A 21,762-nucleotide genomic window follows, 5' to 3' on the forward strand; every position below is an offset into this window, starting at 1 on the left:
TGCCCGATCCAGGGCGATCTCCTCGCGCTCGCTGAAGGACAGGTATCGGCCTTTGGGCTCGGCCAGATGTACCGGCGGGATGCCGCCGGCCCCGAGGAACCACCGGCGCCCGGTGCTGCCGGTGACCCCGACAGCTGCCGCGGCGTCCTCGGTGGAGGATCCCGCGGCGATCAACCGCCAGAACCGTCGGCGCACCTCGTTCGGGAGCGGAACATGCCCGGTCGTACCCATCGACAACACCTCGTCTTCATCGAGGTGTTGCGTCGACTCCTTGAACCCGAGGGCCCAGAACTGCCGACCAGCGCACACCGTCCGATCAGCGGGTGGCGGCCGCGGGCTCCGTGCTCGGGGACAGCGGGACGTCGGAGGCGGGACCGCGGACCGACCAGACCAGCCGGGCGGTGTACGCGGTGATCAGCACCGCGCCCAGCATGTGCAGCAGCACCAGGGCGATCGGCAGGTCGGTGAAGTACTGGACGTAGCCGACGACGCCCTGGGCCAGCTGCACGATCAGCAGGTCCCGCGCGGCCCGGCGGACGCGGCCGGGGGAGTCGGTGGCGTGCAGCGCCACCAGCAGCGCGACCGTCAGGCCGAGGAGCAGGAAGACGGCGTCGGCGTGCAGCTGGCTCATCAGCCCGGGGTCGAAGCCCATCCGCACCGGTGCGGCCGCGGGGTCGTCCGGCACGTCGCCGCTGTGCGGCCCGCTGCCGGTGACGACGGTGCCCAGCACCAGGACGACGGCGGTGACGGCGGCGATGCCGTGGACCAGCAGCACGAGCGGCCGGCGCAGCAGCGGGCGGCCCACGCCCGGTTCCCGCGAGCGCAGCCAGAGCGTGGTCGCCAGCGCCACGAGGCCGGCGGAGACGAGGAAGTGCGCGGCCACCGTCCACGGGTTGAGGCCGGTCAGCACCGTGACGCCGCCCAGGGCCGCCTGCGCCGGGATGCCGAGGAACACGAGCACGGCGAGGGGGCGGAGGTCGCGCCGCGAGGAGCGCCAGACCGCCACCACGGTCGCGATCGCCGCCGCGGCGAGCACGAAGGTGAGCAGCCGGTTGCCGAACTCGATGACCCCGTGCCCGGCGAGCTCCGGCGTCGCCACAAAGCTCTCGTCGGTGCAGCGTGGCCAGGTCGGGCAGCCCAGCCCGGAGCCGGTGAGCCGGACGAGGCCGCCGGTCACCACGATCAGGCCGTTGGCCACGGCGTTGACCAGAGCGATCCGGGAGATCGTCGCGGAGGAGAAGGCGGTGGGCAGGACCGGCACGGCTCCGATGCTATGCGCCGCCGCCGCGGGGGCGGCCCGCTGCGGGGCCCAGGTCGCGGTCCGCGCGTGAGCCTGCTCACGGTCGGTCGCCCGCGGGGCTGATTCTTAGGTCGACCTTGGTTGCGATGATCTCGAAATAGGACACACTCGTGTTGTGGAAAGCGCTGTGGCACCCCCGCGTCCGTCGGCTCCGGCCGACGACGGGCGCACGCGCGACCGCGTCAGCGCCCTGCTCATGGAGCACGGGCCGCAGACCGCCACCGAGCTCGCCACCCGCCTGGGCATCTCCCCGGCCGCCGTCCGCCGGCACCTGGACTCCCTCGTCGCCGCGGGCCGGCTGGAGGAGCGGCTCACGCGGGACGCGCACCGCGGCCGCGGCCGGCCCGCCCGCCGCTTCCACCTGACCGACGCCGGACGGTCGGCCTTCCCGCACGCCTACGACGACCTCGCGCTCACCGCCCTGCGGTACGTGGCGGCCTCCGGCGGACCCGACGCCGTCCGCGCCGTGGCCGAGCAGCAGCTGGCCGGTCTGGAGCGGCGCGCGTCCGACGCCGTCGCGCAGGCCGCCGCGGCCCACCCCGGCGAGCCGGTGGACCGCGCCCAGGCCCTGGCCGCCGCCCTCACCGCCGAGGGCTACGCTGCCACCGCCTCGGCGCTCTCCGGCGGTGGGCAGCTCTGCCAGCACCACTGCCCGGTGGCGCACGTCGCGGCGGAGTTCCCCCAGCTGTGCGAGGCGGAGACCGCGGTGATCGGCCGGCTCGTGGGCACCCACGTGCAGCGGCTGGCCACGATCGCCCACGGCGACGGGATCTGCACCACACACATCCCCGGGCCACTGCGGCCGGGGAACAGATCAGCCCCCGCACGCCCTGTACCAGGTGAGCGAGCAGCGCCGCACCGCGAGCGCCCCGCACCGTCCACCACGAGCACCACCCCCACGATCGACCGGGAGAGGACGCCCGCATGACCAGCACCCAGCAGCCGGTGAGCAGCACGCCGCTGACGCAGGACGAGCAGATCGACCAGCTCGGCCGCTACAAGTACGGCTGGGCTGACGCCGACACCGCCGGTGCGTCGGCCCGCCGCGGGATCGACGAGGACGTCGTCGCCGACATCTCCCGCCGCAAGAACGAGCCCGAGTGGATGCTCGAGCGCCGGCTCAAGGCCCTGAAGCTCTTCGGCCGCAAGCCGATGCCCGACTGGGGCTCGGACCTGTCCGGCATCGACTTCCAGAACATCAAGTACTTCGTGAAGTCCACCGAGGCGCAGGCCACGTCGTGGGAGGAGCTCCCCGAGGAGATCCGCAACACCTACGACCGGCTGGGCATCCCCGAGGCGGAGAAGCAGCGGCTGGTCGCCGGCGTGGCCGCGCAGTACGAGTCCGAGGTCGTCTACCACCAGATCCGCGAGGACCTCGAGCAGCAGGGCGTCCTCTTCCTGGACACCGACTCCGCGCTCAAGGAGCACCCGGAGATCTTCCAGGAGTACTTCGGGTCGGTGATCCCGTCCGGCGACAACAAGTTCGCCGCGCTGAACACCGCCGTCTGGTCAGGTGGCTCGTTCATCTACGTGCCGCCGGGCGTGCACGTCGACATCCCGCTGCAGGCCTACTTCCGGATCAACACCGAGAACATGGGCCAGTTCGAGCGGACCCTGATCATCGTCGACGAGGGCGCCTACGTGCACTACGTCGAGGGCTGCACCGCGCCGATCTACAAGAGCGACTCGCTGCACTCGGCCGTCGTCGAGATCATCGTCAAGAAGAACGCGCGCTGCCGGTACACGACCATCCAGAACTGGTCGAACAACGTCTACAACCTGGTCACCAAGCGGGCCGTGGCCCACGAGGGCGCGACCATGGAGTGGGTCGACGGCAACATCGGCTCCAAGGTGACGATGAAGTACCCGGCCGTCTGGATGACCGGCGAGCACGCCAAGGGCGAGGTCCTGTCCATCGCCTTCGCGGGCGAAGGCCAGCACCAGGACGCCGGCGCCAAGATGGTGCACGCCGCCCCGCACACCTCCTCGACGATCGTGTCGAAGTCGGTGGCCCGCGGCGGTGGCCGCACCTCCTACCGCGGCCTCGTCCAGATCGACGAGGGCGCCTACGGCTCGAAGTCGACGGTCAAGTGCGACGCCCTGCTGGTCGACACGATCAGCCGGTCGGACACCTACCCCTACGTCGACGTCCGCGAGGACGACGTGGCCATGGGGCACGAGGCCACCGTCTCCCGCGTCAGCGACGACCAGCTCTTCTACCTGATGAGCCGCGGCCTGTCCGAGGACGAGGCCATGGCCATGGTGGTGCGCGGGTTCGTCGAGCCGATCGCCCGCGAGCTGCCCATGGAGTACGCCCTCGAGCTCAACCGGCTCATCGAACTGCAGATGGAAGGTGCCGTCGGCTGATGTCAGCCCCCGACCACACCAGCACGACCGACCTCACCACCCAGCCGAGCACCCTCGCCTCGGAGCTGTTCGCTCCGGGCGTGGGCGCCCAGGCCGGGCCGCCGACGACCCCGGCCGCCGACACCGGCAGCGCCGGGGAGGCGGTCCCGGGTGCGCACTCGCACGGTGGCCCCACCCCGACCGGTTCGCCGGCCGAGCGCTTCACCTCCACCGATCCGGACGCCTTCGGCGTCCCGACCGGCCGAGAGGAGACGTGGCGCTTCACGCCGATGAAGCGGATGCGCGCGCTGCTCGACGGTGCGCCGTCGGACGCCCACCTCGCGTGGACGACCGACCTGCCCGAGGGCGTGGAGCTGACCAGCGTGGAGGCCGACGACCCGCTGCTCAAGGGCCTGCCCGAGCCGGTCGACCGGCTCGCTGCGCTGACCCGCGCGCGCAGCGGCGGCGCCGCCGTCGTCCGCGTGCCGCAGGAGGCCCAGCTCGACCGGCCCGTCACCCTCGCCCTCGCCGGCAACGACGACGACGCGGTCGTGTGGGGCCAGCTGGTCATCGAGGTCGGCGCGTTCGCCACGGCCACGATCGTGCTCGACCACACCGGTCTGGCGAAGTACTCCGGCGGCGTCTCGGTGCTCGTCGGTGACAGCGCCCAGGTGAAGCTCGTCTCGGTCCAGGACTGGGCCCCCGGCACGGTCCACGGCGGCCAGTACGACGCCGTCGTCGGCCGGGACGCGACCTTCCAGCAGGTCGTGGTCACCCTCGGCGGCGACCTGGTCCGCCTGGTCAGCAACGTGCAGTACGCCGGTCCCGGCGGCAGCGCGGAGCTGTTCGGCGTCTACTTCGCCGACGAGACCCAGCACCAGGAGCACCGGCTCTGGGTCGACCACGCCGTGCCCAACTGCACCAGCAACGTGCTCTACAAGGGAGCGCTGCAGGGCGAGGAGGCGCGCACGGTCTGGATCGGCGACGTCCGTATCCGCCCCGCCGCGACCGGCACCGAGACCTACGAGCTCAACCGCAACCTGGTGCTCACCGACGGCGCGCGCGCCGACTCGGTGCCGAACCTGGAGATCGAGACCGGCGAGATCGTCGGCGCCGGCCACGCCAGCGCCACCGGCCGGTTCGACGACGAGCAGCTGTTCTACCTCTGCTCGCGCGGCATCGACGCAGAGACCGCGCGCCGCCTGGTCGTCCGCGGCTTCTTCGCCGACGTCGTCCAGCACATCGGGATCGACTCCCTGCAGGACCGGCTGATGGGCACCATCGAGGCCCGCCTCGGCGCCCTTCCTGGCCTGGAGGAGCAGGAGGTGCCGGCATGAGTTTCGAGCGCGTCTGCGCGCTGTCCGACATCAAGGAGCCGGGGTCGCTCCGGGTCGAGCTGGACGACATCGACATCGCCGTCGTCCGGTTCGAGGGTGAGGTCTACGCCCTCGAGGACCGTTGCTCGCACGCCGACGTCCCGTTGACCGACGGAGACGTCGAGGAGTTCAAGGGCGCCCCGACCATCGAGTGCTTCCTGCACGGGTCGTGCTTCGACCTGCGCACCGGCGAACCCACCAACCTGCCGGCCACCGAGCCGGTGCCCGTCTACCCGGTCCGCGTGGAAGGAGAGGACGTGTACGTCGACACCGAGTCGGACGGCGCCCTCCCCGCCGCGGCCAGCAACTGAGGAGCGAGAAGTTGTCCGTCCTGGAGATCCGCGACCTGCACGTCAGCGTCGGAGAGGGTGACGACGCCAAGGAGATCCTCCGCGGCGTCGACCTCACCGTCCGCTCGGGTGAGACGCACGCGATCATGGGCCCGAACGGCTCGGGCAAGTCGACCCTGGCCTACTCGATCGCCGGCCACCCCAAGTACACGATCACCGGTGGCACGGTGACTCTCGACGGCGAGGACGTCCTCGCCATGGCCGTCGACGAGCGGGCCCGCGCCGGCCTGTTCCTCGCCATGCAGTACCCGGTCGAGGTGCCCGGCGTCTCGGTGTCGAACTTCCTGCGCACCGCCGCCACCGCGCTCAAGGGCGAGGCGCCGAAGCTGCGCACCTGGGTCAAGGACGTCAAGACCGAGATGGCCGGCCTGGAGATGGACCCGGCGTTCGCCGAGCGCAACGTCAACGAGGGCTTCTCCGGTGGCGAGAAGAAGCGCCACGAGATCCTGCAGATGCGGCTGCTCAAGCCGAAGATGGCGATCCTCGACGAGACCGACTCCGGCCTCGACGTCGACGCGCTGCGGATCGTCTCCGAGGGCGTCAACCGGACCCGCGAGGAGGGTGACGTCGGCGTCCTGCTGATCACCCACTACACGCGGATCCTGCGCTACATCAAGCCCGACTTCGTGCACGTGTTCGTCGCCGGCCGCGTCGTCGACGAGGGCGGCCCGGAGCTGGCCGCGAAGCTCGAGGACGAGGGCTACGCCGCCTACATCAAGGACTCCAACGAGCAGGCGAGCGCCGAGAAGGCAGCGGAGGTCGTGCAGGCATGACCCAGACCGTCTCGCGTCCCGGAGCCGGGGCGCAGCAGGTGCCCCTGCCCCTGGACGTCGAGGCGATCCGGGCGGACTTCCCGATCCTGTCCCGCACCGTCCGGGACGGGAAGCGGCTGGTCTACCTCGACTCCGGGGCGACGTCGCAGAAGCCGCGCCAGGTGCTCGACGCCGAGCGCTGGTTCTACGAGAACGTCAACGCCGCCCCGCACCGGGGCGCCCACCAGCTCGCCGAGGAGGCGACCGGCGCCTACGAGGCCGCCCGCGCCACCATCGGCGCGTTCATCGGCGCCCCCGAGCGGGAGATCGTCTTCACCCGCAACACCACCGAGGCGATCAATCTCGTCGCCTACGCCCTCTCCAACGCCGCCACGGCCAAGGAGGAGGAGTTCCGCACCTACGCGGTGGGCCAGGGCGACGAGATCGTGGTCACCGAGATGGAGCACCACGCCAACCTGGTGCCGTGGCAGCAGCTCTGCGAGCGCACCGGGGCGACGCTGCGCTGGCTGGGGCTCACCGACGACGGCCGGCTGGACCTCTCCGACCTGGACAGGGTGGTCAACGAGCGCACCAAGCTGGTCGCCGTCACCCAGCAGTCGAACATCCTCGGCACGATCAACCCGCTGGGCGAGATCGTGGCGCGGGCACACGAGGTCGGTGCGCTGGTGCTGGTCGACGGCGCCCAGTCGGTGCCGCACCAGCCGATCGACGTCGCCGAGCTGGGCGCGGACTTCCTGGTGTTCTCCGGGCACAAGATGCTCGGACCCACCGGCGTCGGCGTGCTGTGGGGGCGCTACGACGTCCTCGACAAGCTGCCGCCGTTCCTCACCGGTGGCTCGATGATCGAGGTCGTGCGGATGGAGGGCAGCACCTTCGCCGCCCCGCCGCAGCGCTTCGAGGCCGGCGTGCCGATGACCGCGCAGGTGATCGGCCTGGCCGCCGCCGTCGAGTACCTGCAGGGGCTCGGCATGGACACGGTCGAGGCGCACGAGAAGGCGCTCACCGGCTACGCCCTGGAGAAGCTCGCCGAGATCCCCGGCGTCACGGTGATCGGCCCACCCGACACGGTGGCCCGCGGGGGAGCGATCTCCTTCGTCGTCGAGGGCATCCACCCGCACGACGTCGGGCAGGTCCTCGACGACTCCGGCATCGCCGTCCGGGTGGGGCACCACTGCGCGTGGCCGGTCGTCCGGCGGTTCAAGGTCCCCGCGACCACCCGCGCGACCTTCTACGTGCACACCGGGTACGACGACATCGACGCCTTGGCCGACGGAATTCGTGCGGCCCAGAAGTTCTTCGGAACGGTGTGAGGTCGGATTGATGCAGCTCGAGTCGATGTACCAGGAGATCATCCTGGACCACTACAAGAACCCGCACGGACGCGGTCTGCGCGAGCCGTTCGAGGCCGAGGTGCACCACGTCAACCCGACCTGCGGTGACGAGGTGACGCTGCGGCTGCACGTGCAGGGCGACACCATCGCCGACGTCTCCTACGAGGGCATGGGCTGCTCGATCAGCCAGGCATCCATCTCGGCCATGTACGACCTGGTCGTCGGCAAGACGGTGCCGCAGGCGCTGGAGGCCGGCGAGCACTTCATGACGCTGATGCAGGCCAAGGGCGACCCGGCCGTCGCCGAGAAGCTCGAGGACGAGCTGGAGGACGCCGTCGCGTTCGCCGGTGTGTCCAAGTACCCCGCGCGGATCAAGTGCGCGCTGATGAGCTGGATGGCCCTGAAGGACGCGTCCGCACGGGCCCTGTCCGCCGCCCCTGGATCCTCCGCCCACCCCGCCACCGCTGGATCCTCCGCCCACCCCGCCACCCCGACCGGAGGGAACGACCGATGAGCGAGACCACCGAGACCCCGGCCACCACCGACGAGACCCCCGCCGAGGTGCCCGCGTACAAGTCGGCCCTCATCGAGGACCTCGAGGAGGCCATGCGCGACGTCGTCGACCCCGAGCTGGGCGTCAACGTCGTCGACCTGGGCCTCGTCTACGGCCTGGACGTCGACGAGAGCAACGGCGACTCCAGCGTCGCCATCATCGACATGACGCTGACCTCGGCGGCCTGCCCGCTGACCGACGTCATCGAGGACCAGGCCCGCCAGGCGCTGACCGGTGGCCCCGGCCCCGGCCTGGTCGACGACATCCGGATCAACTGGGTCTGGATGCCGCCGTGGGGCCCGGACAAGATCACCGACGACGGCCGCGAGCAGCTCCGGGCGCTCGGCTTCCGCGTCTGACGCGGACGCGCGAGCCGGGTCCGGCGTGACCCGGGGAGGACACGCGGCCTGATGGGCAGCCGCGTCGTGGCGCGGCTTCCCATCAGCCGGTGCGGCCGGCCATGAGGAGCGAGGTCAGCGGAGGTCGGCGACGCGGACGCCGAAGCCGGCGATCGGGCTCCGTTCGCGCCGCATCCCCAGGGCCAGGAGCGCGCAGCCGACGACGAGTGCCGCCGCGAGCGGCCACGGCAGCGCGCGGGCGGTGAACCCGAGACCGAGGAACAGCGCCGTCCCGGCACCGATCGACAGCGGCGCCCGCACCCCCGTCCGGGCACCGGCCACGAGCACCGCGGCGGCGACGAGCAGCACGCTGACCGCCCGCTCGCCGTCCGACGTCGTGACGGCGAGGACGGCCGAGGGGACGGCGGCGACCAGCAGTCCTGGGCCCCACGCCGGCCAGGACGGTCCCTCCACCAGCCTCGGACCGGCGGCGATCAGCAGGCCGAGCGCCGCGGGCAGGGAGTACCACTCGACCGCCGCGAGCCCGGCGGCGGCGGCGAAGAACCAGGCGGCGGCCACGAACTGCAGCGCCCCGCCGCGCCAGGCCGTCGCGGACGTGGCGTCGAGCGGCTGGCCCGGGATGTGCGTGCGCCACGCCCAGCTCAGCGTGAAGGCGGACTGGACGGCGAGGAGCACCGCCAGCGTCGTCCGCTCGTCCTCGGCGCGGAGCAGCACCGCGGCAGCGAGCGCGCAGACCGCCGCGGCACGCGCCGTCGCGCTGCGGGAGGTGGCGTCCAGCCCGGCGCCGGCCAGCATGGCCACGCAGTAGAGGGCCGTGAGCAGCACACCCACCGCCACCGGCCCGAGCAGGCCGTCCGGCAGGGCGAGCAGGGCAGCGCCGGCCAGGCAGAGCACGGCCACCGGCAGCGCCACCGGCCGGTCGTCGGGCCGCCGGGCGGCGACCACGACGGTCGGCAGCGCGGTGAGCAGCAGCAGGAGGCTCAGCTCGGACCACCGCTCCCGGGCGACCAGCTGGGTGACCGACAGCAGGGCCATGGCGATCCCCGCCGCCAGGGCCACCGGCAGGAGCAGTCCCCGGCGCCAGCCGGTGAGCGTCGCCGCGGCGGTGTTCGCGAGCAGCACGCCCGCGTAGCCGGTGAGGGTCATCGCGACCGTGCCCAGCGACGAGAAGGCACCGGTGACCGCCGCCCCGGCGACGGCGCCGGCCACGACCGGCACGGCCACCGGTGGACCCAGCAGCGGCTCGAGCTCCGTGCGCAGCCGGGCCAGGAGCAGACCGGCGGCCGCCGCGACCATCAGCCCGGCCGAGAACCAGCGTTCCCCTCCGGTGCCGTTCCATGCGCTCGACGAGCCCCCGATGACGCCGGCCGCCCACCAGGGGGCCGTGGTGACCAGCGCGGCCCGCGCGACCAGCCGGCGGCCGAACAGCGCGACGCCCAGGCCTCCGAGGGCGACCGAGAGCAGCGCGCCCGTGTGCAGGGCCGGAGGGACGGCGTCCAGCGAGCGCAGTGCCGCCAGCTGCACGGCACCCCAGGCCGCCAGCGGCCAGGTCAGCGTGGTGGGCGCCGCCCACCGCAGCACGAGGAAGCCGGCGGCCAGCACCACGGCCGTGACCGGGTTGCCCTCGAGCACCGGGGCACCGAGCTCGGCGCCGGAGAGCACCAGCCCGACCGCCGACGCGGCCAGGGTCTCCTCCGAGCTGCGCAGGCGGGCGCGTGCCGCCCGGAGCGAGTGCCACACCGCCGCCCCGGCGAGCCCCAGCAGCAGGAGGCGCACGGGGTTCCCCCCGTAGGCGGAGGCGACCGCCCCCCCGGCGCTGACCAGCAGCACCGCGCCCACGCCGAGCAGCACCTGCGGCGGCCGCACGCGGTAGGGCAGCGGAGGGAGCGGAGCCGTGCTGACCGGCCGGCCCATGTCGCCCTCCTTCCGGTCCCCAAGGCGTTCCCACCGTAGGGCGGCCCACTCGCCGGGGCATCCGGTCAGCGCATCTGGGCCACCCAGGCGACGGCTTCGCGGGCCTGCTGACGACGGCGCTCGTAGGTGGCCCCGACGACCAGGAGCAGCAGCCCGGCGGTGCCCAGGGTGACCCAGCGGGGGAGGAGTGGCGCGTACGGGCCGAGCCGGCCGGCGGCGACGACCAGCAGCACGACCGCCCCGATGACGAACGGCGCCTGACGGTGCAGCAGCGTGCCCGCCACGGTGAGCAGGGCCGCCGTGGTGATCACCAGGACCAGGCGGAGCGCGGTCGGCTCCGCGACCACCACCAGTGCGGACGGCACCAGGGCCACTCCGGCGGCCGCACCCTCCGCCGCCCACGACGACGCCCCGGCGCGCAGCTGCGGCAGGGCGACCAGCAGCAGTCCGAGCGCGGCCGGCAGCGTGTAGGCCTCCGGCGTCTCGATCCCCGCTCCACCCACGGCGATCCACGTGGCGGCGACGAGGTCGGCGACGGCCGCCACGCCGACCCACCGCCGGGACGTCACGACCGCGTAGGCCCCGGCGGCCACCCCGGCGACGCCGAGCTGCAGGCCGACCTGTCCCCACGCCTCCACCGAGCCGCTCGTCGCGCCCGCAGTGAGCGCGGCGGCAGCGGCGGAGGCGGCCGCGCCCCACTCCTCGGGCCGCCCGGTGCGGAGGGTGGCCACCGCGAACCCCGCGGCGGCCAGGAGGGCCAGCAGCAGGCCGGCGACGGGAGCCGACAGCACGCCGGCGGCGTGGGTGAGCAGCGCGGCGGCCGCGGGAGCCAGGACGGCCACGGCCGTTGCCGGCGATCGCACGACGGGGAGCCGGATCGCCGCGAGCACCGCCGGCACCGTCGCGACCAGCGCCACGACCGCCAGCTCGCCGTAGCGCTCGCCGTCCGCGAGCACCGCCGCGTGCACGAGGGTCAGCGCCGCCCCGGCGGCGGCCAGACCGGCCGCCGGCGCGGTCCGGGCCGCGAGCAGGACGGCGACCACGAGCACCACCGGGCCCAGTCCGACGGCCACCCACGACCCGACGTCCCCGGCCGTCTGCAACGACGCGGTGAGAGCCACCCCGATGATGCCGCCGACCGCGGCCGGGATCCGCTCGGGGAATCGTGGCGGGCGGCCGGCGCGGACCCAGCGGTCGAGCAGCAGCGCGCCGGCCCCCGCGAGGCCGAGTACCGCCGTCGCCGTCCAGGAGTCGACGGCGTCCGCTCCGGCCGCCGTGGCCAGGCCGCCCAGAACGCCGGCCGCGCCGAGGACGCCCGCGAGGACGATCGCGACCGGTGCCAGGCCCGGCCGCAGCCGCCGTGACGCGACCACGTCGGCCGCGGCCATGGCGAGGGCGACGGCCACTCCCGGCGGACCGGTCAGCAGCTCCCCGGTCAGGAGCAGGAAGGGCAGCGGCTGCGCGGCGAGGAGGGCGGCGAGCGGCCAGGTCGCGGTGGTCCGCGTGAGGCGGGCGAGGACCAGGGCCACGACCAGGACGACGGCGCAGGACACCGCCCACCAGGTGCGGAGGGGGACGTCCTCCAGGCGAAACAGGCCGAGCGCGCGGGCCCCGCCCAGGTCGACGGCGAGAAGGGCGGCCCCGGCCGCGGCCAGCGCCTCCTCGGTGGCCCGCAGCCCGCGGCGGGCGCTCCAGGCCGACACGCCGCACGCGAGCGCGGTCACCACGATCATCAGACCGGCCTGGAACACCACGCCGAACCGCGTCCACGCGACCGCGACGAAGGTGATGGCCGCGGCGACGACGAGCAGTGCGCCCAGCCCCAGCAGGACCTGCTGCGGACTGAGGTGCGGTGGCCGGCGTCGGGCCGGGGGAGGGATGCCTGCGCCCGGCGCTGGTGCCGACCCGGAGGACGGGGGCATCCGGACGGGCTGAGGTGGGACCCACGGCGGGAGAGCCGCCGGTGGCGGCGCCGGCACGGGAGATGCCTGCACGGGAGGTGCCGGCGCGGGCGGCACCGGGGCGCGGACCGTCCCGGCGCCCGGCGCGGCGGCACGGAGGGTCGCCAGCAGCTGGTCCCGGTCGCGGACCAGGTCGTCGAGCGTCGTCCCGATCCGGGCGACGACCAGCGCGGCATGGGCGACGGCAGGCAGTCCGCACGACGGGCACGAGCCGGTGCCGACGTCCACCGCCGGGCGGCCGCAGACGGGGCAGGCCGGCGCCCAGGAGGCGCCGTGCGGGTTCATGGGGGCATCCTGGCGCGCCACGAGACCGCGCGGTGCCGATGCCGGGGACAACACGCCCGGGCGGGTGATCCCGCCCATGTCACCCCGCGTGCGGTCGTGGTATCGCGCCGGGAGCGCCTACCCTGGGATCAGTGATCACGACGACCGGCCTGGAGCTGCGCGCCGGCGCCCGCATCCTCATCAGCGACGCCGACCTCCGCGTGCAGCCCGGCGACCGGATCGGCCTCGTCGGCCGCAACGGCGCGGGCAAGACGACCACCCTCACCACGCTGGCCGGGGAGCGCGTCCCGCACGCCGGGAAGGTCGACGTCTCCGGCGAGATCGGCTACCTGCCGCAGGACCCGCGCAGCGGCGACCTCGACATCACCGCCAGCGACCGAGTCCTGTCCGGCCGCGGGCTCGACGTCCTGCGCGCCCAGCTGGTCAAGGCCCAGGTGGCCATGGCCGAGCCGGCCGACGACGCCGAGCGGGACAAGGCGGTGCGCCGCTACGGGCGGCTGGAGGACCAGTTCGCCGCCATGGGCGGGTACGCCGCCGAGAGCGACGCCGCCCGCATCTGCACCAACCTGGGGCTGCCCGACCGCGTGCTGGCCCAGCCGCTGCGCACCCTCTCCGGTGGCCAGCGCCGCCGGGTCGAGCTGGCCCGCATCCTGTTCTCCGACGCCGAGACGCTGCTGCTCGACGAGCCGACCAACCACCTCGACGGCGACTCGATCACCTGGCTCAAGGGGTTCCTGTCCAGCCACCGCGGCGGGCTCATCGTCATCAGCCACGACGTGGAGCTGCTGGAGGCCGTCGTCAACAAGGTGTGGCACCTGGACGCCAACCGCGCCACGGTCGACATCTACAACCTCGGCTGGAAGCGCTACCTGCAGCAGCGGGAGACCGACGAGCGGCGCCGCAAGCAGGAGCGGGCCAACACCGAGCGGAAGATCGACACGCTCAACGCCCAGGCGGACAAGATGCGCGCCAAGGCCACCAAGGCCAAGGCGGCCAAGAGCATGGACAAGCGCGCCGAGCGGCTGGCCGCCGGGCTGGCCGACGTGCGGGTGCAGGACAAGGTCGCCAAGCTGCGCTTCCCGACCCCGGTGGCCTGCGGGAAGACCCCGCTGACCGCCGAGGGGCTGTCGAAGAGCTACGGCTCGCTGGAGATCTTCACCGACGTCGACCTGGCGGTGGACCGGGGGACGCGGGTCGTCGTCCTCGGCCTGAACGGAGCCGGTAAGACGACGCTGCTGCGGATGCTGGCCGGCACCGAGAACCCCGACACCGGCGAGGTCAAGGCCGGGCACGGGCTGCGGGTGGGCTACTACGCGCAGGAGCACGAGACCATCGACATGGATCGCAGCCTGCTCGAGGTCATGCGGTCCGCGGCCCCGGACAGCACCGACACCGAGCTGCGGCGGATCCTCGGCGCCTTCCTCTTCTCGGGCGAGACGGTCGACCAGCGGGCCGGCACGCTGTCCGGTGGCGAGCGCACCCGGCTGGCGATGGCCACGCTGGTCATCTCCGGCGCCAACGTGCTGCTGCTCGACGAGCCGACGAACAACCTCGACCCGGCCAGCCGGGAGCAGGTGCTCGAGGCGCTGCGCACCTACGCCGGCGCGATCGTGCTGGTCACGCACGACGCGGGTGCCGTCCGCGCGCTGAACCCGGACAAGGTCATCCTGCTGCCCGACGGCACCGAGGACACCTGGAGCGAGGACCTGGCCGACCTGGTCGAGCTGGCCTGAGCAGGTCGGCGCACGGCCACCTGCGGCCCCGAGTGCGACGAAGCGGTGGTCGTCGACGCCTGATCGCCACCAGTTCGTCGCACTCGTCCTGATGTGGCCGGGGGGCCGCCTTCCGTCGGTCTCTCGCGTCGCGGGTGGCCGGATTGTGCGTGATCATGGCTGCAGGGACGTCGTGGTCAGCGGGACGGCGGCGCCCGAGGGGACGGACTGCCATTCCCCGCGGCGCTGACCGGCCGCATCCCGGGATGGCGCGCACCGGCGGCTGACACGGAGGAGAGTCATGGCCGACTCGAACACTGCCGAACTGGGCAAGGGCAAGCGCATCACCGGAGGGGACCGGTCGACGCTCGCCGACGAGCTGCGCAAGCGCTACGACGGCGGCGAGAGCATCCGCTCGCTGGCGACCTCCACGAACCGCTCCTACGGGTTCATCCACCGCCTCCTGTCGGAGTCCGGGGCGACCCTGCGCAGCCGCGGTGGGGCCAACCGGAATAGTAAGAAGGCGTGAGCACGGACGACCTCGAGACCGACGGCTGGGTCCGCACGAGCCGGGAGGGTGCCGTCCTCACGGTCACCCTCGACCGGGCGGACCAGCTCAACGCCCAGACCCCGGCCACCTGGTCGGCCCTCGCGGCCGTGGGTGCCTCGCTCGACGACGACGTCCGCGTCGTCGTGCTCCGCGGCGAGGGCCGGTCCTTCTCCGCGGGGCTGGACCGGAGCATGTTCAGCCCCGAGCCGTCCACCAACGGCGGCCTGGGCGAGCTCGGCCACCTGCCCGCGGAGGAGGCGCAGGAGCGGATCCGCGGCTACCAGGGCGGGTTCCGGTGGCTCCGCTCCCCGGGCATCGTGTCGGTGGCCGCCGTGCAGGGGCACGCGATCGGTGCCGGCGCCCAGCTGGCCCTGGCCTGCGACCTGCGGGTGTTCGCCGACGACGCGCAGCTGCGGCTGCCGGAGGCGACCCTCGGCCTGGTGCCGGACCTGACCGGGACCAGCACGCTCATGGAGCTGGTCGGCTACTCGCGTGCCATGGAGATCTGCCTGACCGGCCGCGCCGTGACGGCCGCCGAGGCGCAGGCGGTGGGTCTGGCCAACGCCGTCGTCCCGCGCGCCGAGCTGGACGCCGCGGTCGCCGACCTGGTCGCCGCGATCACCGCCGCGCCGGCGGCGGCCAGCCGGGCGACGGCGGCCCTCGTCCGCTCCGCCGTCCGCAACGACTTCGCGGCCCAGGACGCCGCCGAGCGGGCCGCCCAGGTCGAGCGGCTGCACGAGCTCGCCGGCGGCCGCTGAGCCGTCCACCGCAGGAGGTGCGACCCGGCGCCCGGCCACGGTCGTCGTTCCAGCGAGTGCGCGCACAGCGTGGCCATCCCACCCGGATGACCACGCTGTGCGCACACTCGCGGTGGCTCCACGCCGATCATGGCGACGTCCAGCGGGTCGGCTCTGTCGTAGGCGCCTGAGAGGCTCCGCGGAACAGCCCGGCGCGGATCGGTGTTGGCCGGGCTGACGAGAGGGGGCGGTGTGCACGGGAGTGGGTCCATGACCTCCATGGCCGCCATGCGGTCGTTCCGGCGCGACCCGTCGGTGACCGCGCGGGAGCTGCCCGAGGGCACGGTGCGCCGGATCCTCGGCATCGCCCGGCCGTACCGCCGGGAGCTGTCCTTCTTCCTGGCGTTGGTGGTCGGCTCCTCGCTGATCGGGGTCATCACCCCGCTGCTGGCCGGCAACATCGTGAACCGGATCGCGAGCCTGGAGGGCACGGCCGGCGACATCGTCCGGATCGCGTTGTTCATCGCGGCGCTGGCGGTGGTCGACGCCGTCATCTCCCTGGCCACCCGCTGGTACTCGGCGCGGATCGGCGAGGGGGTCATCTACGACCTGCGCAGCCGGGTGTTCGACCACGTCCAGCGCCTGCCGGTCGCCTTCTTCACCCGTACCCAGACGGGTGCGCTGGTCAGCCGGCTGAACAACGACGTCATCGGCGCCCAGCAGGCGTTCACCTCGACGCTGTCCGGTGTCGTCTCCAACGTGATCGGCCTGGTGCTGACCGCCGGCGTCATGCTCACGCTGTCGTGGCAGATCACGCTGCTGTCGCTGGTGCTCGTGCCGCTGTTCGTCCTGCCGGCCCGCCGGATCGGACGGCGGCTGCAGGACATCACCCGCGAGTCCTACGGGCTCAACGCCTCGATGAACGCGTCCATGACCGAGCGGTTCAACGTCGCCGGGGCGCTGCTGGTGAAGTTGTTCGGCCGGCCCTCGGCCGAGGCGGCGTCCTTCAGCGACCGGGCCGCCCGCGTGCGCGACATCGGCATCCTGTCGGCCATGTACGGCCGCTTCTTCTTCACCGCCCTGACCCTGGTCGCCGCGCTGGCCACCGCGCTGGTCTACGGGCTCGGCGGGTGGCTGGCGTTCACCGGGTCGCTGAGCCCGGGTGCGGTCGTCGCGCTGGCGCTGCTGCTGTCGCGCCTCTACGGCCCGCTGACCGCACTGGCCAACGTCCGGGTGGACGTCATGAGCGCGATGGTGAGCTTCGACCGGGTCTTCGAGGTGCTCGACCTCGAGCCGATGATCGCCGAGGCGCCCGACGCCGTCCCGGTGCCGGTCGACGACCGGTCGATCGAGTTCGACACGGTCTCCTTCAGCTACCCGTCCGCCTCCGCCGTCTCGCTGCCGTCACTGGAGGAGGTCTCGCTCCCCGAGCACGGTGGACCGGTCGACGTGCTGCACGACATCTCCTTCCGGGTCGAGCCCGGGCAGTTGGTCGCCCTGGTCGGGCACTCCGGGGCCGGCAAGTCGACGATCGCCAACCTGGTCCCGCGGCTGTACGACGTCACCGGGGGAGCGGTCCGCGTCGGCGGGATCGACGTGCGTGCGGCGACACTGGACTCGTTGCGGGACGTGATCGGCGTGGTGAGCCAGGACGCCCACCTCTTCCACGACTCGATCCGGGCGAACCTGCTCTACGCCCGCCCGGAGGCCACCGAGGAGCAGCTGTGGGCGGCGCTCGAGGGTGCCAGGATCGCGGCGCTCGTGCGGTCCCTGCCCGAAGGGATGGACACCGTCGTCGGCGACCGCGGCTACCGGATGTCGGGCGGGGAGAAGCAGCGGCTGGCGATCGCGCGGGTGCTGCTCAAGGCGCCCGGGATCGTGATCCTGGACGAGGCGACCGCGCACCTGGACAGCGAGTCCGAGGTCGCCGTCCAGCACGCTCTCGACGCCGCGCTCAGCGGCCGGACGTCGCTGGTGATCGCGCACCGGCTGTCCACGATCCGCAGCGCCGACCAGATCCTGGTCATCGACAACGGTCGCGTGGCTGAGTCGGGCACGCACGAGGAGCTGCTGGCACTCGGGCAGCGGTACGCGCACCTGTACCGGACCCAGTTCGCCGACGGCGAGCGCCGAACGGTCGAGGTCGCATGACCGGGACCGCGCTCCGCGGGGCATGAGCCCTGCGCCGCCGACCGTGCGGGCCTACCGCGACAGCGATCTCGCGGACGTGTACGACGTCTGCGTGCGGACCGGGGCCGCCGGCGCGGACGCGCGGGGGAGGTACTCCAGCGATGCGCTGATCTCCGACGTCTTCGCCGGTCCCTACCTGCACCTCGAGCCCGACCTGGCGGTCGTCCTCGACGACGGGGAGCGCGTCGTCGGCTACGTGCTCGGCACCGCCGACACCGCACGCTTCGTCGAGGCCTACCGGGAGCGCTGGATCCCGCGAGTGGCCCACCGCTACGAGGAGCCGGAGCGCGCGGGGCGCACGGCCGAGGAGGAGCTCGTCGCGACGCTGCTGCGGCCGGAGCGGATGCTCCGCGCCGAGCTCACGGGGTATCCGGCCCACCTGCACATCGACCTGCTTCCCGCTCACCAGGGCGCCGGCCACGGTCGCCGGTTGATGGGTGCCTTCCTGCGGGCGGTGGCCGGCGCGGGGGCGCCCGCCGTGCACCTGGGTGTGGCCACCGGGAACACCCGGGCCCGCACCTTCTACGACCGCCTCGGATTCCACGAGATCCCGTTGCCGGGCGGGGGGCAGGACACCACCTACCTGGGCCGGAGCACCTCATGGTGACGGATCGTCGCTCGCAGCGAGCGGTCGACCGGACACGCAGCGTTGTCGGCGCTCGGTGAGGGGCACATCTGCCTCCGCCGGACGCAGGTCACCGACGGCGAGCGTCGAACGGTCGAGGTCGCCTGAGCACTACCGTCACTCCTGTCCCAGTACTCGAAGAGGAGTTCCACGAGCGTGACCGCAGCCCACCCGCACGACGCCCAGATCCGTGCGCTGTACCACCAGTTCCTCGACGGGTGGAACCGGCGCAGCGGCGCGTCCGTCGCAGCGGGGTTCGCCGACGACGGGGACATCATCGGCTTCGACGGCAGCCACCACCGGGGCCGGCTGTCCATCGCCGCCGACCTGCGGGCGATCTTCGGCAGCCACCAGACGCCGGCCTACGTGGGCATCGTGCGCTCCGTGCGGCCGATCGCCCCCGGGGTGGCCGTGCTGCTGGCGCACGCCGGGATGATCCCGCCGGGGGAGAGCGACCTCGACCCCGACCTGCACACGGTGCACACCCTGGTCGCCGTCGACGAGGGCGGTGGCCGCTGGCGGATCTCGCTGTTCCAGTCGACCCCGGCCGCCTACCACGGCTTCCCCGAGGAGCGCGAAGCGCTGACCGAGGAGCTGCGCGGCCTGCTCGCGCCGCAGTGAGCACGGCTGAGGCGCGGTGAGCGGACAGGGCGGTACGCAGCGCAGCGAGGACCGAGCGAGGAGCGCAGCGTCCCGCGGCGGCGCACCATCCGGAGCAGCGAGCGTGCTGGTCTCCGCGGCGGACCTGCTGGCCGGCAGCCACGCCGGCCTCGTGCTGCTCGACGTCCGATGGGCGCTCGGCGACGACCACGGCCGCGAGCGGTACCTCGCCGGCCACCTGCCCGGCGCGGTCTTCGTCGACCTGGAGACCGAGCTGGCCGGTCCGCCGTCGTCCACTCAGGGCCGGCACCCGCTGCCCCCGGTACAGCGACTGCAGGAATCCGCGCGGCGCTGGGGGATCACCCGGGACAGCCGGGTGGTCGCCTACGACGCCACCGGCGGTCTCGCCGCGGCGCGGGCGTGGTGGCTGCTGGCGTGGGGCGGCCTGACCGACGTCCGCCTGCTGGACGGCGGGCTCGATGCGTGGCGCCGGGCCGGTGGGCCGGTGGAGACCGGGGACGTCGTGCCGACAGCGGGGGACGTGACGCTGGCCGGTGGTGGCCTGCCGGTGCTCTCGATCGACGAGGCGGCCGCGTTGCCGTCGTCCGGGGTGCTGTTGGATGCCCGGGCCGGCGAGCGATACCGGGGCGAGAGCGAGCCGGTCGACCCGCGGGCCGGCCACGTCCCCGGCGCGGTGAGCGCACCCACCAGCGACAACCTCGCGCCCGACGGCACCTTCCGGTCGCCGGACGAGCTGCGGCAGCGGTTCGCCGGCCTCGGCGTGCAGCCCGGCGGGGCGGTCGGCGTCTACTGCGGGTCGGGAGTCACGGCCGCGCACGAGGTGGCCGCGCTGGCCACCGCCGGCATCGAGGCGGCGCTCTGGCCGGGATCGTGGTCGCAGTGGTCGGCCGACCCCGGACGGCCCGCCGCGAGGGGGGAGTGACCGGTTCCCACCGGGCCGGCGCCTTCCCGGCCATACTCCCGCCGTGCCCACCGACACCGCCCGCTCGACCGGTCCGCTCGTCCTCGCCGGCCTGTCGGCGATCGCGCACCTGGTCGTCGGGTACTTCTACGCGGTGGGCGGTCTCGTCATCCCCGGCTACGCGCTGATCCCGCTCTGGCTGTTCTGGGTGGTGCTGGCGCTGTGGCTGATCCGGCTGGCCATCCTGCGCTCCTGGTGGACGCCGGCCGTGCCGGTGGTCGCCGCCGCCGTCCTCGCCCTGGCCCTGGTCGTGGGCGGGAACCTGCTCGGCTGGCAGGCCTGAGCTCAGCGCGGGGCGAGGGCCGCGTCGTAGCGGTCCAGCAGGACGGCGGCGATCCGGTCGTCGGGCAGCAGCGGCGCGGTGACCGCGTCGGCACCGGCGCCGGCCAGCTTGTCGTGGAAGTGCCCGGGTGCCAGCAGGTACGCGGCGACGACGACCCGTTCGGCCCCACCCCGCCGGGCGGCGAGGACGGCCTCGGGGACCGGCGGCTGCGCGGCCGAGCCGTAGCCGGTGGTCACCGGCCCGGCCCAGGACCGCTGGAGCAGGTCGGCGGTGTCCTCCACGTCGGCGACCGCGCGGGGATCGCTGGACCCGGCCGCGGCCAGGACGACGGCGGTCAGCGGGTCGCGCGGGTCGGCCCCGGCCTCCTGCAGCCGGTCGTGCAGCACCCCGACCAGGCGGGCGTCCGGCCCGAGCGGGCGGGCGGCGACGGCGGACCCGGCGCCGGCCACCGCGCCCGCGATGTCGACGTGCACGTGGTACCCGCCCGACAGCAGCAGGGGGACGACGACCGCCGGACGGCCCTCGGCGGACAGGCCGGCGACCACGTCGACGACGGTCGGAGGCTGGACGTCGACGAAGGCCGCCGTCGTGACCAGTCCCGGTCGCTGGGCGCGGGCGGCGAGCGCCAGTTCGGCGATCAGCCGGCGGCCGGTCGGGTTGCGGGTGCCGTGGGCGCAGGCGACGAGGACCGGTGATTGCGAATGTGCGCTCATCGGGGCATCCGTGCTCCTGTTACCCCGTTCCGTGCACAGTGGCGACCCCGCACGGGCATCACGGGGAACGGAGCCGGCCGCCGTCGACGGCGACCACCGTGCCGGTGACGTAGGAGGCGGCGGGGGAGAGGAGGAACGCGGCGACCCGGCCGAACTCCTCGGGCTGCCCGATGCGGCCCAGCGGGATGGCCGCCTCGGTCTGCGTGCGGTAGGTGTCGGCGTCTCCGGAGGCTTCCGCGATCTCGGCGATCCGCTCGGTGGCGATCGTCCCCGGCATCAGCCCGAACACGCGGATGCCCCGGGGGCCCAGCTCGTCGGCCAGCCCCTTCGCCGTCATCGCCAGCCCCGGGCGCAGGCCGTTGGAGATGGCCAGCCCGTCCAGGGGCTGGCGGACCGACGTGGAGAGCACGAAACCGATGCAGGCGCCGGCGGTGAGATGCGGGACGAGCGCCTTCACCAGCCGCAGTGGTCCCAGGAGCACGCTGTCGACGCCGGCCCGCCAGTCCTCCTCGGCGGTGCCGAGGACGGAGCCCGGCTTCGGCCCGCCGACGCTGATCAGCGCACCGTCGATCGTGCCCAGGCGGTCGAGCGCGGTGCTGACCAGCCGGTCGGCGTCACCCGGCTCGGCCAGGTCGGCCGGAACGCCGGACGCCGCCGTCCCCAGGGAGGAGACGGCGGCCTCGACCGAGCCGGCGGAGCGCGAGCTGATCAGCACCCGGGCCCCGTCGTCGACGAGGGCCCGGGCGGTCGCGAATCCCAGCCCCCGGCTCGCGCCGGTGAGCAGGTATCCGCGACCACCCAGGCCCAGTTCCATCAGCGGGT

21 protein-coding genes and 1 pseudogene are annotated in these 21,762 nt (G+C 73.8%); 16 read left to right on the plus strand and 6 right to left on the minus strand.

Going from position 1 to position 21,762, the window contains the following annotated elements; genetic code table 11:
* Nucleotides 1–231: pseudogene (locus BM142_RS23120) on the minus strand (IS30 family transposase); the annotation flags it as partial.
* 85 nt (nt 232–316) lie between these two features.
* Nucleotides 317–1,261 carry a COX15/CtaA family protein gene (locus tag BM142_RS23125; RefSeq protein ID WP_092203739.1) on the minus strand — a complete coding sequence of 315 codons (945 nt, stop codon included), beginning with the start codon at nt 1,259–1,261 and terminating at the stop codon, nt 317–319.
* 166 nt (nt 1,262–1,427) lie between these two features.
* Between BM142_RS23125 and BM142_RS23130 the strand changes: the two genes are divergently transcribed.
* The 8 genes from BM142_RS23130 to BM142_RS23165 are packed head-to-tail and all read left to right on the plus strand — an operon-like array spanning nt 1,428 to nt 8,388.
* The gene (locus tag BM142_RS23130) at nt 1,428–2,228 is read left to right on the plus strand and encodes a helix-turn-helix transcriptional regulator (RefSeq protein ID WP_254791195.1); all 801 of its coding nucleotides are present in this window, start codon (nt 1,428–1,430) and stop codon (nt 2,226–2,228) included.
* Nucleotides 2,225–3,667 carry a Fe-S cluster assembly protein SufB gene (gene sufB, locus BM142_RS23135; RefSeq protein ID WP_092203741.1) on the plus strand — a complete coding sequence of 481 codons (1,443 nt, stop codon included), beginning with the start codon at nt 2,225–2,227 and terminating at the stop codon, nt 3,665–3,667. The genes BM142_RS23130 and sufB overlap by 4 nt, the downstream gene beginning before the upstream one ends.
* A complete protein-coding gene (gene sufD, locus BM142_RS23140) occupies nt 3,667–4,983 on the plus strand; it encodes a Fe-S cluster assembly protein SufD (protein WP_175527423.1) in 1,317 nt (438 codons plus the stop codon). Before sufB ends, sufD begins: the two co-directional genes overlap by 1 nt.
* Complete coding sequence (locus BM142_RS23145; RefSeq protein ID WP_092203743.1) at nt 4,980–5,333, plus strand: Rieske (2Fe-2S) protein; 354 nt, start codon at nt 4,980–4,982, stop codon at nt 5,331–5,333. The genes sufD and BM142_RS23145 overlap by 4 nt, the downstream gene beginning before the upstream one ends.
* A gap of 11 nt (nt 5,334–5,344) precedes the next feature.
* Nucleotides 5,345–6,145: a Fe-S cluster assembly ATPase SufC gene (sufC, locus tag BM142_RS23150; RefSeq protein WP_092203745.1), complete on the plus strand. Its 801-nt coding sequence runs from the start codon at nt 5,345–5,347 to the stop codon at nt 6,143–6,145.
* Entirely contained in the window at nt 6,142–7,455 is a 1,314-nt protein-coding gene (locus tag BM142_RS23155; RefSeq protein ID WP_092203747.1) for a cysteine desulfurase, read from the plus strand. The genes sufC and BM142_RS23155 overlap by 4 nt, the downstream gene beginning before the upstream one ends.
* A 10-nt stretch (nt 7,456–7,465) precedes the next feature.
* On the plus strand, nt 7,466–7,990 hold the full coding sequence (sufU, locus tag BM142_RS23160) for a Fe-S cluster assembly sulfur transfer protein SufU (RefSeq protein ID WP_092203749.1): 525 nt from the start codon (nt 7,466–7,468) through the stop codon (nt 7,988–7,990).
* On the plus strand, nt 7,987–8,388 hold the full coding sequence (locus BM142_RS23165; RefSeq protein ID WP_092203750.1) for a metal-sulfur cluster assembly factor: 402 nt from the start codon (nt 7,987–7,989) through the stop codon (nt 8,386–8,388). Before sufU ends, BM142_RS23165 begins: the two co-directional genes overlap by 4 nt.
* A 114-nt stretch (nt 8,389–8,502) precedes the next feature.
* Here the strand turns inward: BM142_RS23165 and BM142_RS23170 are convergent, their stop codons facing one another.
* A complete protein-coding gene (locus BM142_RS23170) occupies nt 8,503–10,302 on the minus strand; it encodes an SCO7613 C-terminal domain-containing membrane protein (protein WP_092203752.1) in 1,800 nt (599 codons plus the stop codon).
* Between the two features lie 65 nt (nt 10,303–10,367).
* A complete protein-coding gene (locus BM142_RS23175) occupies nt 10,368–12,548 on the minus strand; it encodes an SCO7613 C-terminal domain-containing membrane protein (protein WP_092203754.1) in 2,181 nt (726 codons plus the stop codon).
* Between the two features lie 131 nt (nt 12,549–12,679).
* On the opposite strand from BM142_RS23175, the gene abc-f reads away from it, so the two are divergent.
* From abc-f to BM142_RS23215, 8 genes are all read left to right on the plus strand, one after another.
* A complete protein-coding gene (gene abc-f / locus BM142_RS23180) occupies nt 12,680–14,281 on the plus strand; it encodes a ribosomal protection-like ABC-F family protein (RefSeq protein ID WP_092203756.1) in 1,602 nt (533 codons plus the stop codon).
* 280 nt (nt 14,282–14,561) lie between these two features.
* Complete coding sequence (locus BM142_RS23185; protein WP_092203758.1) at nt 14,562–14,789, plus strand: helix-turn-helix domain-containing protein; 228 nt, start codon at nt 14,562–14,564, stop codon at nt 14,787–14,789.
* Nucleotides 14,786–15,568, plus strand: coding sequence for an enoyl-CoA hydratase/isomerase family protein (locus tag BM142_RS23190; RefSeq protein ID WP_092203760.1), 783 nt, complete (start codon nt 14,786–14,788; stop codon nt 15,566–15,568). Before BM142_RS23185 ends, BM142_RS23190 begins: the two co-directional genes overlap by 4 nt.
* A 249-nt stretch (nt 15,569–15,817) precedes the next feature.
* The gene (locus BM142_RS23195) at nt 15,818–17,698 is read left to right on the plus strand and encodes an ABC transporter ATP-binding protein (protein ID WP_092203761.1); all 1,881 of its coding nucleotides are present in this window, start codon (nt 15,818–15,820) and stop codon (nt 17,696–17,698) included.
* A gap of 22 nt (nt 17,699–17,720) precedes the next feature.
* Entirely contained in the window at nt 17,721–18,344 is a 624-nt protein-coding gene (locus BM142_RS23200; protein WP_092203763.1) for a GNAT family N-acetyltransferase, read from the plus strand.
* A gap of 174 nt (nt 18,345–18,518) precedes the next feature.
* Nucleotides 18,519–18,983 carry an SgcJ/EcaC family oxidoreductase gene (locus tag BM142_RS23205; protein WP_092203764.1) on the plus strand — a complete coding sequence of 155 codons (465 nt, stop codon included), beginning with the start codon at nt 18,519–18,521 and terminating at the stop codon, nt 18,981–18,983.
* 103 nt (nt 18,984–19,086) lie between these two features.
* Nucleotides 19,087–19,905, plus strand: coding sequence for a sulfurtransferase (locus BM142_RS23210; protein WP_092203766.1), 819 nt, complete (start codon nt 19,087–19,089; stop codon nt 19,903–19,905).
* 43 nt (nt 19,906–19,948) lie between these two features.
* The gene (locus BM142_RS23215) at nt 19,949–20,227 is read left to right on the plus strand and encodes a hypothetical protein (protein ID WP_092203768.1); all 279 of its coding nucleotides are present in this window, start codon (nt 19,949–19,951) and stop codon (nt 20,225–20,227) included.
* A 2-nt stretch (nt 20,228–20,229) separates the two neighbouring features.
* Here BM142_RS23215 and BM142_RS23220 read toward each other — a convergent pair whose 3' ends face one another.
* Both BM142_RS23220 and BM142_RS23225 read right to left on the minus strand, forming a co-directional pair.
* Nucleotides 20,230–20,940 carry a sirohydrochlorin chelatase gene (locus tag BM142_RS23220; RefSeq protein WP_092203770.1) on the minus strand — a complete coding sequence of 237 codons (711 nt, stop codon included), beginning with the start codon at nt 20,938–20,940 and terminating at the stop codon, nt 20,230–20,232.
* Between the two features lie 58 nt (nt 20,941–20,998).
* On the minus strand, nt 20,999–21,754 hold the full coding sequence (locus BM142_RS23225) for an SDR family oxidoreductase (RefSeq protein ID WP_092203772.1): 756 nt from the start codon (nt 21,752–21,754) through the stop codon (nt 20,999–21,001).
* Nucleotides 21,755–21,762 lie beyond the last annotated feature (8 nt).

It is taken from the genome of Blastococcus tunisiensis, assembly GCF_900112815.1.
Taxonomy (GTDB): domain Bacteria; phylum Actinomycetota; class Actinomycetes; order Mycobacteriales; family Geodermatophilaceae; genus Blastococcus_B; species Blastococcus_B tunisiensis.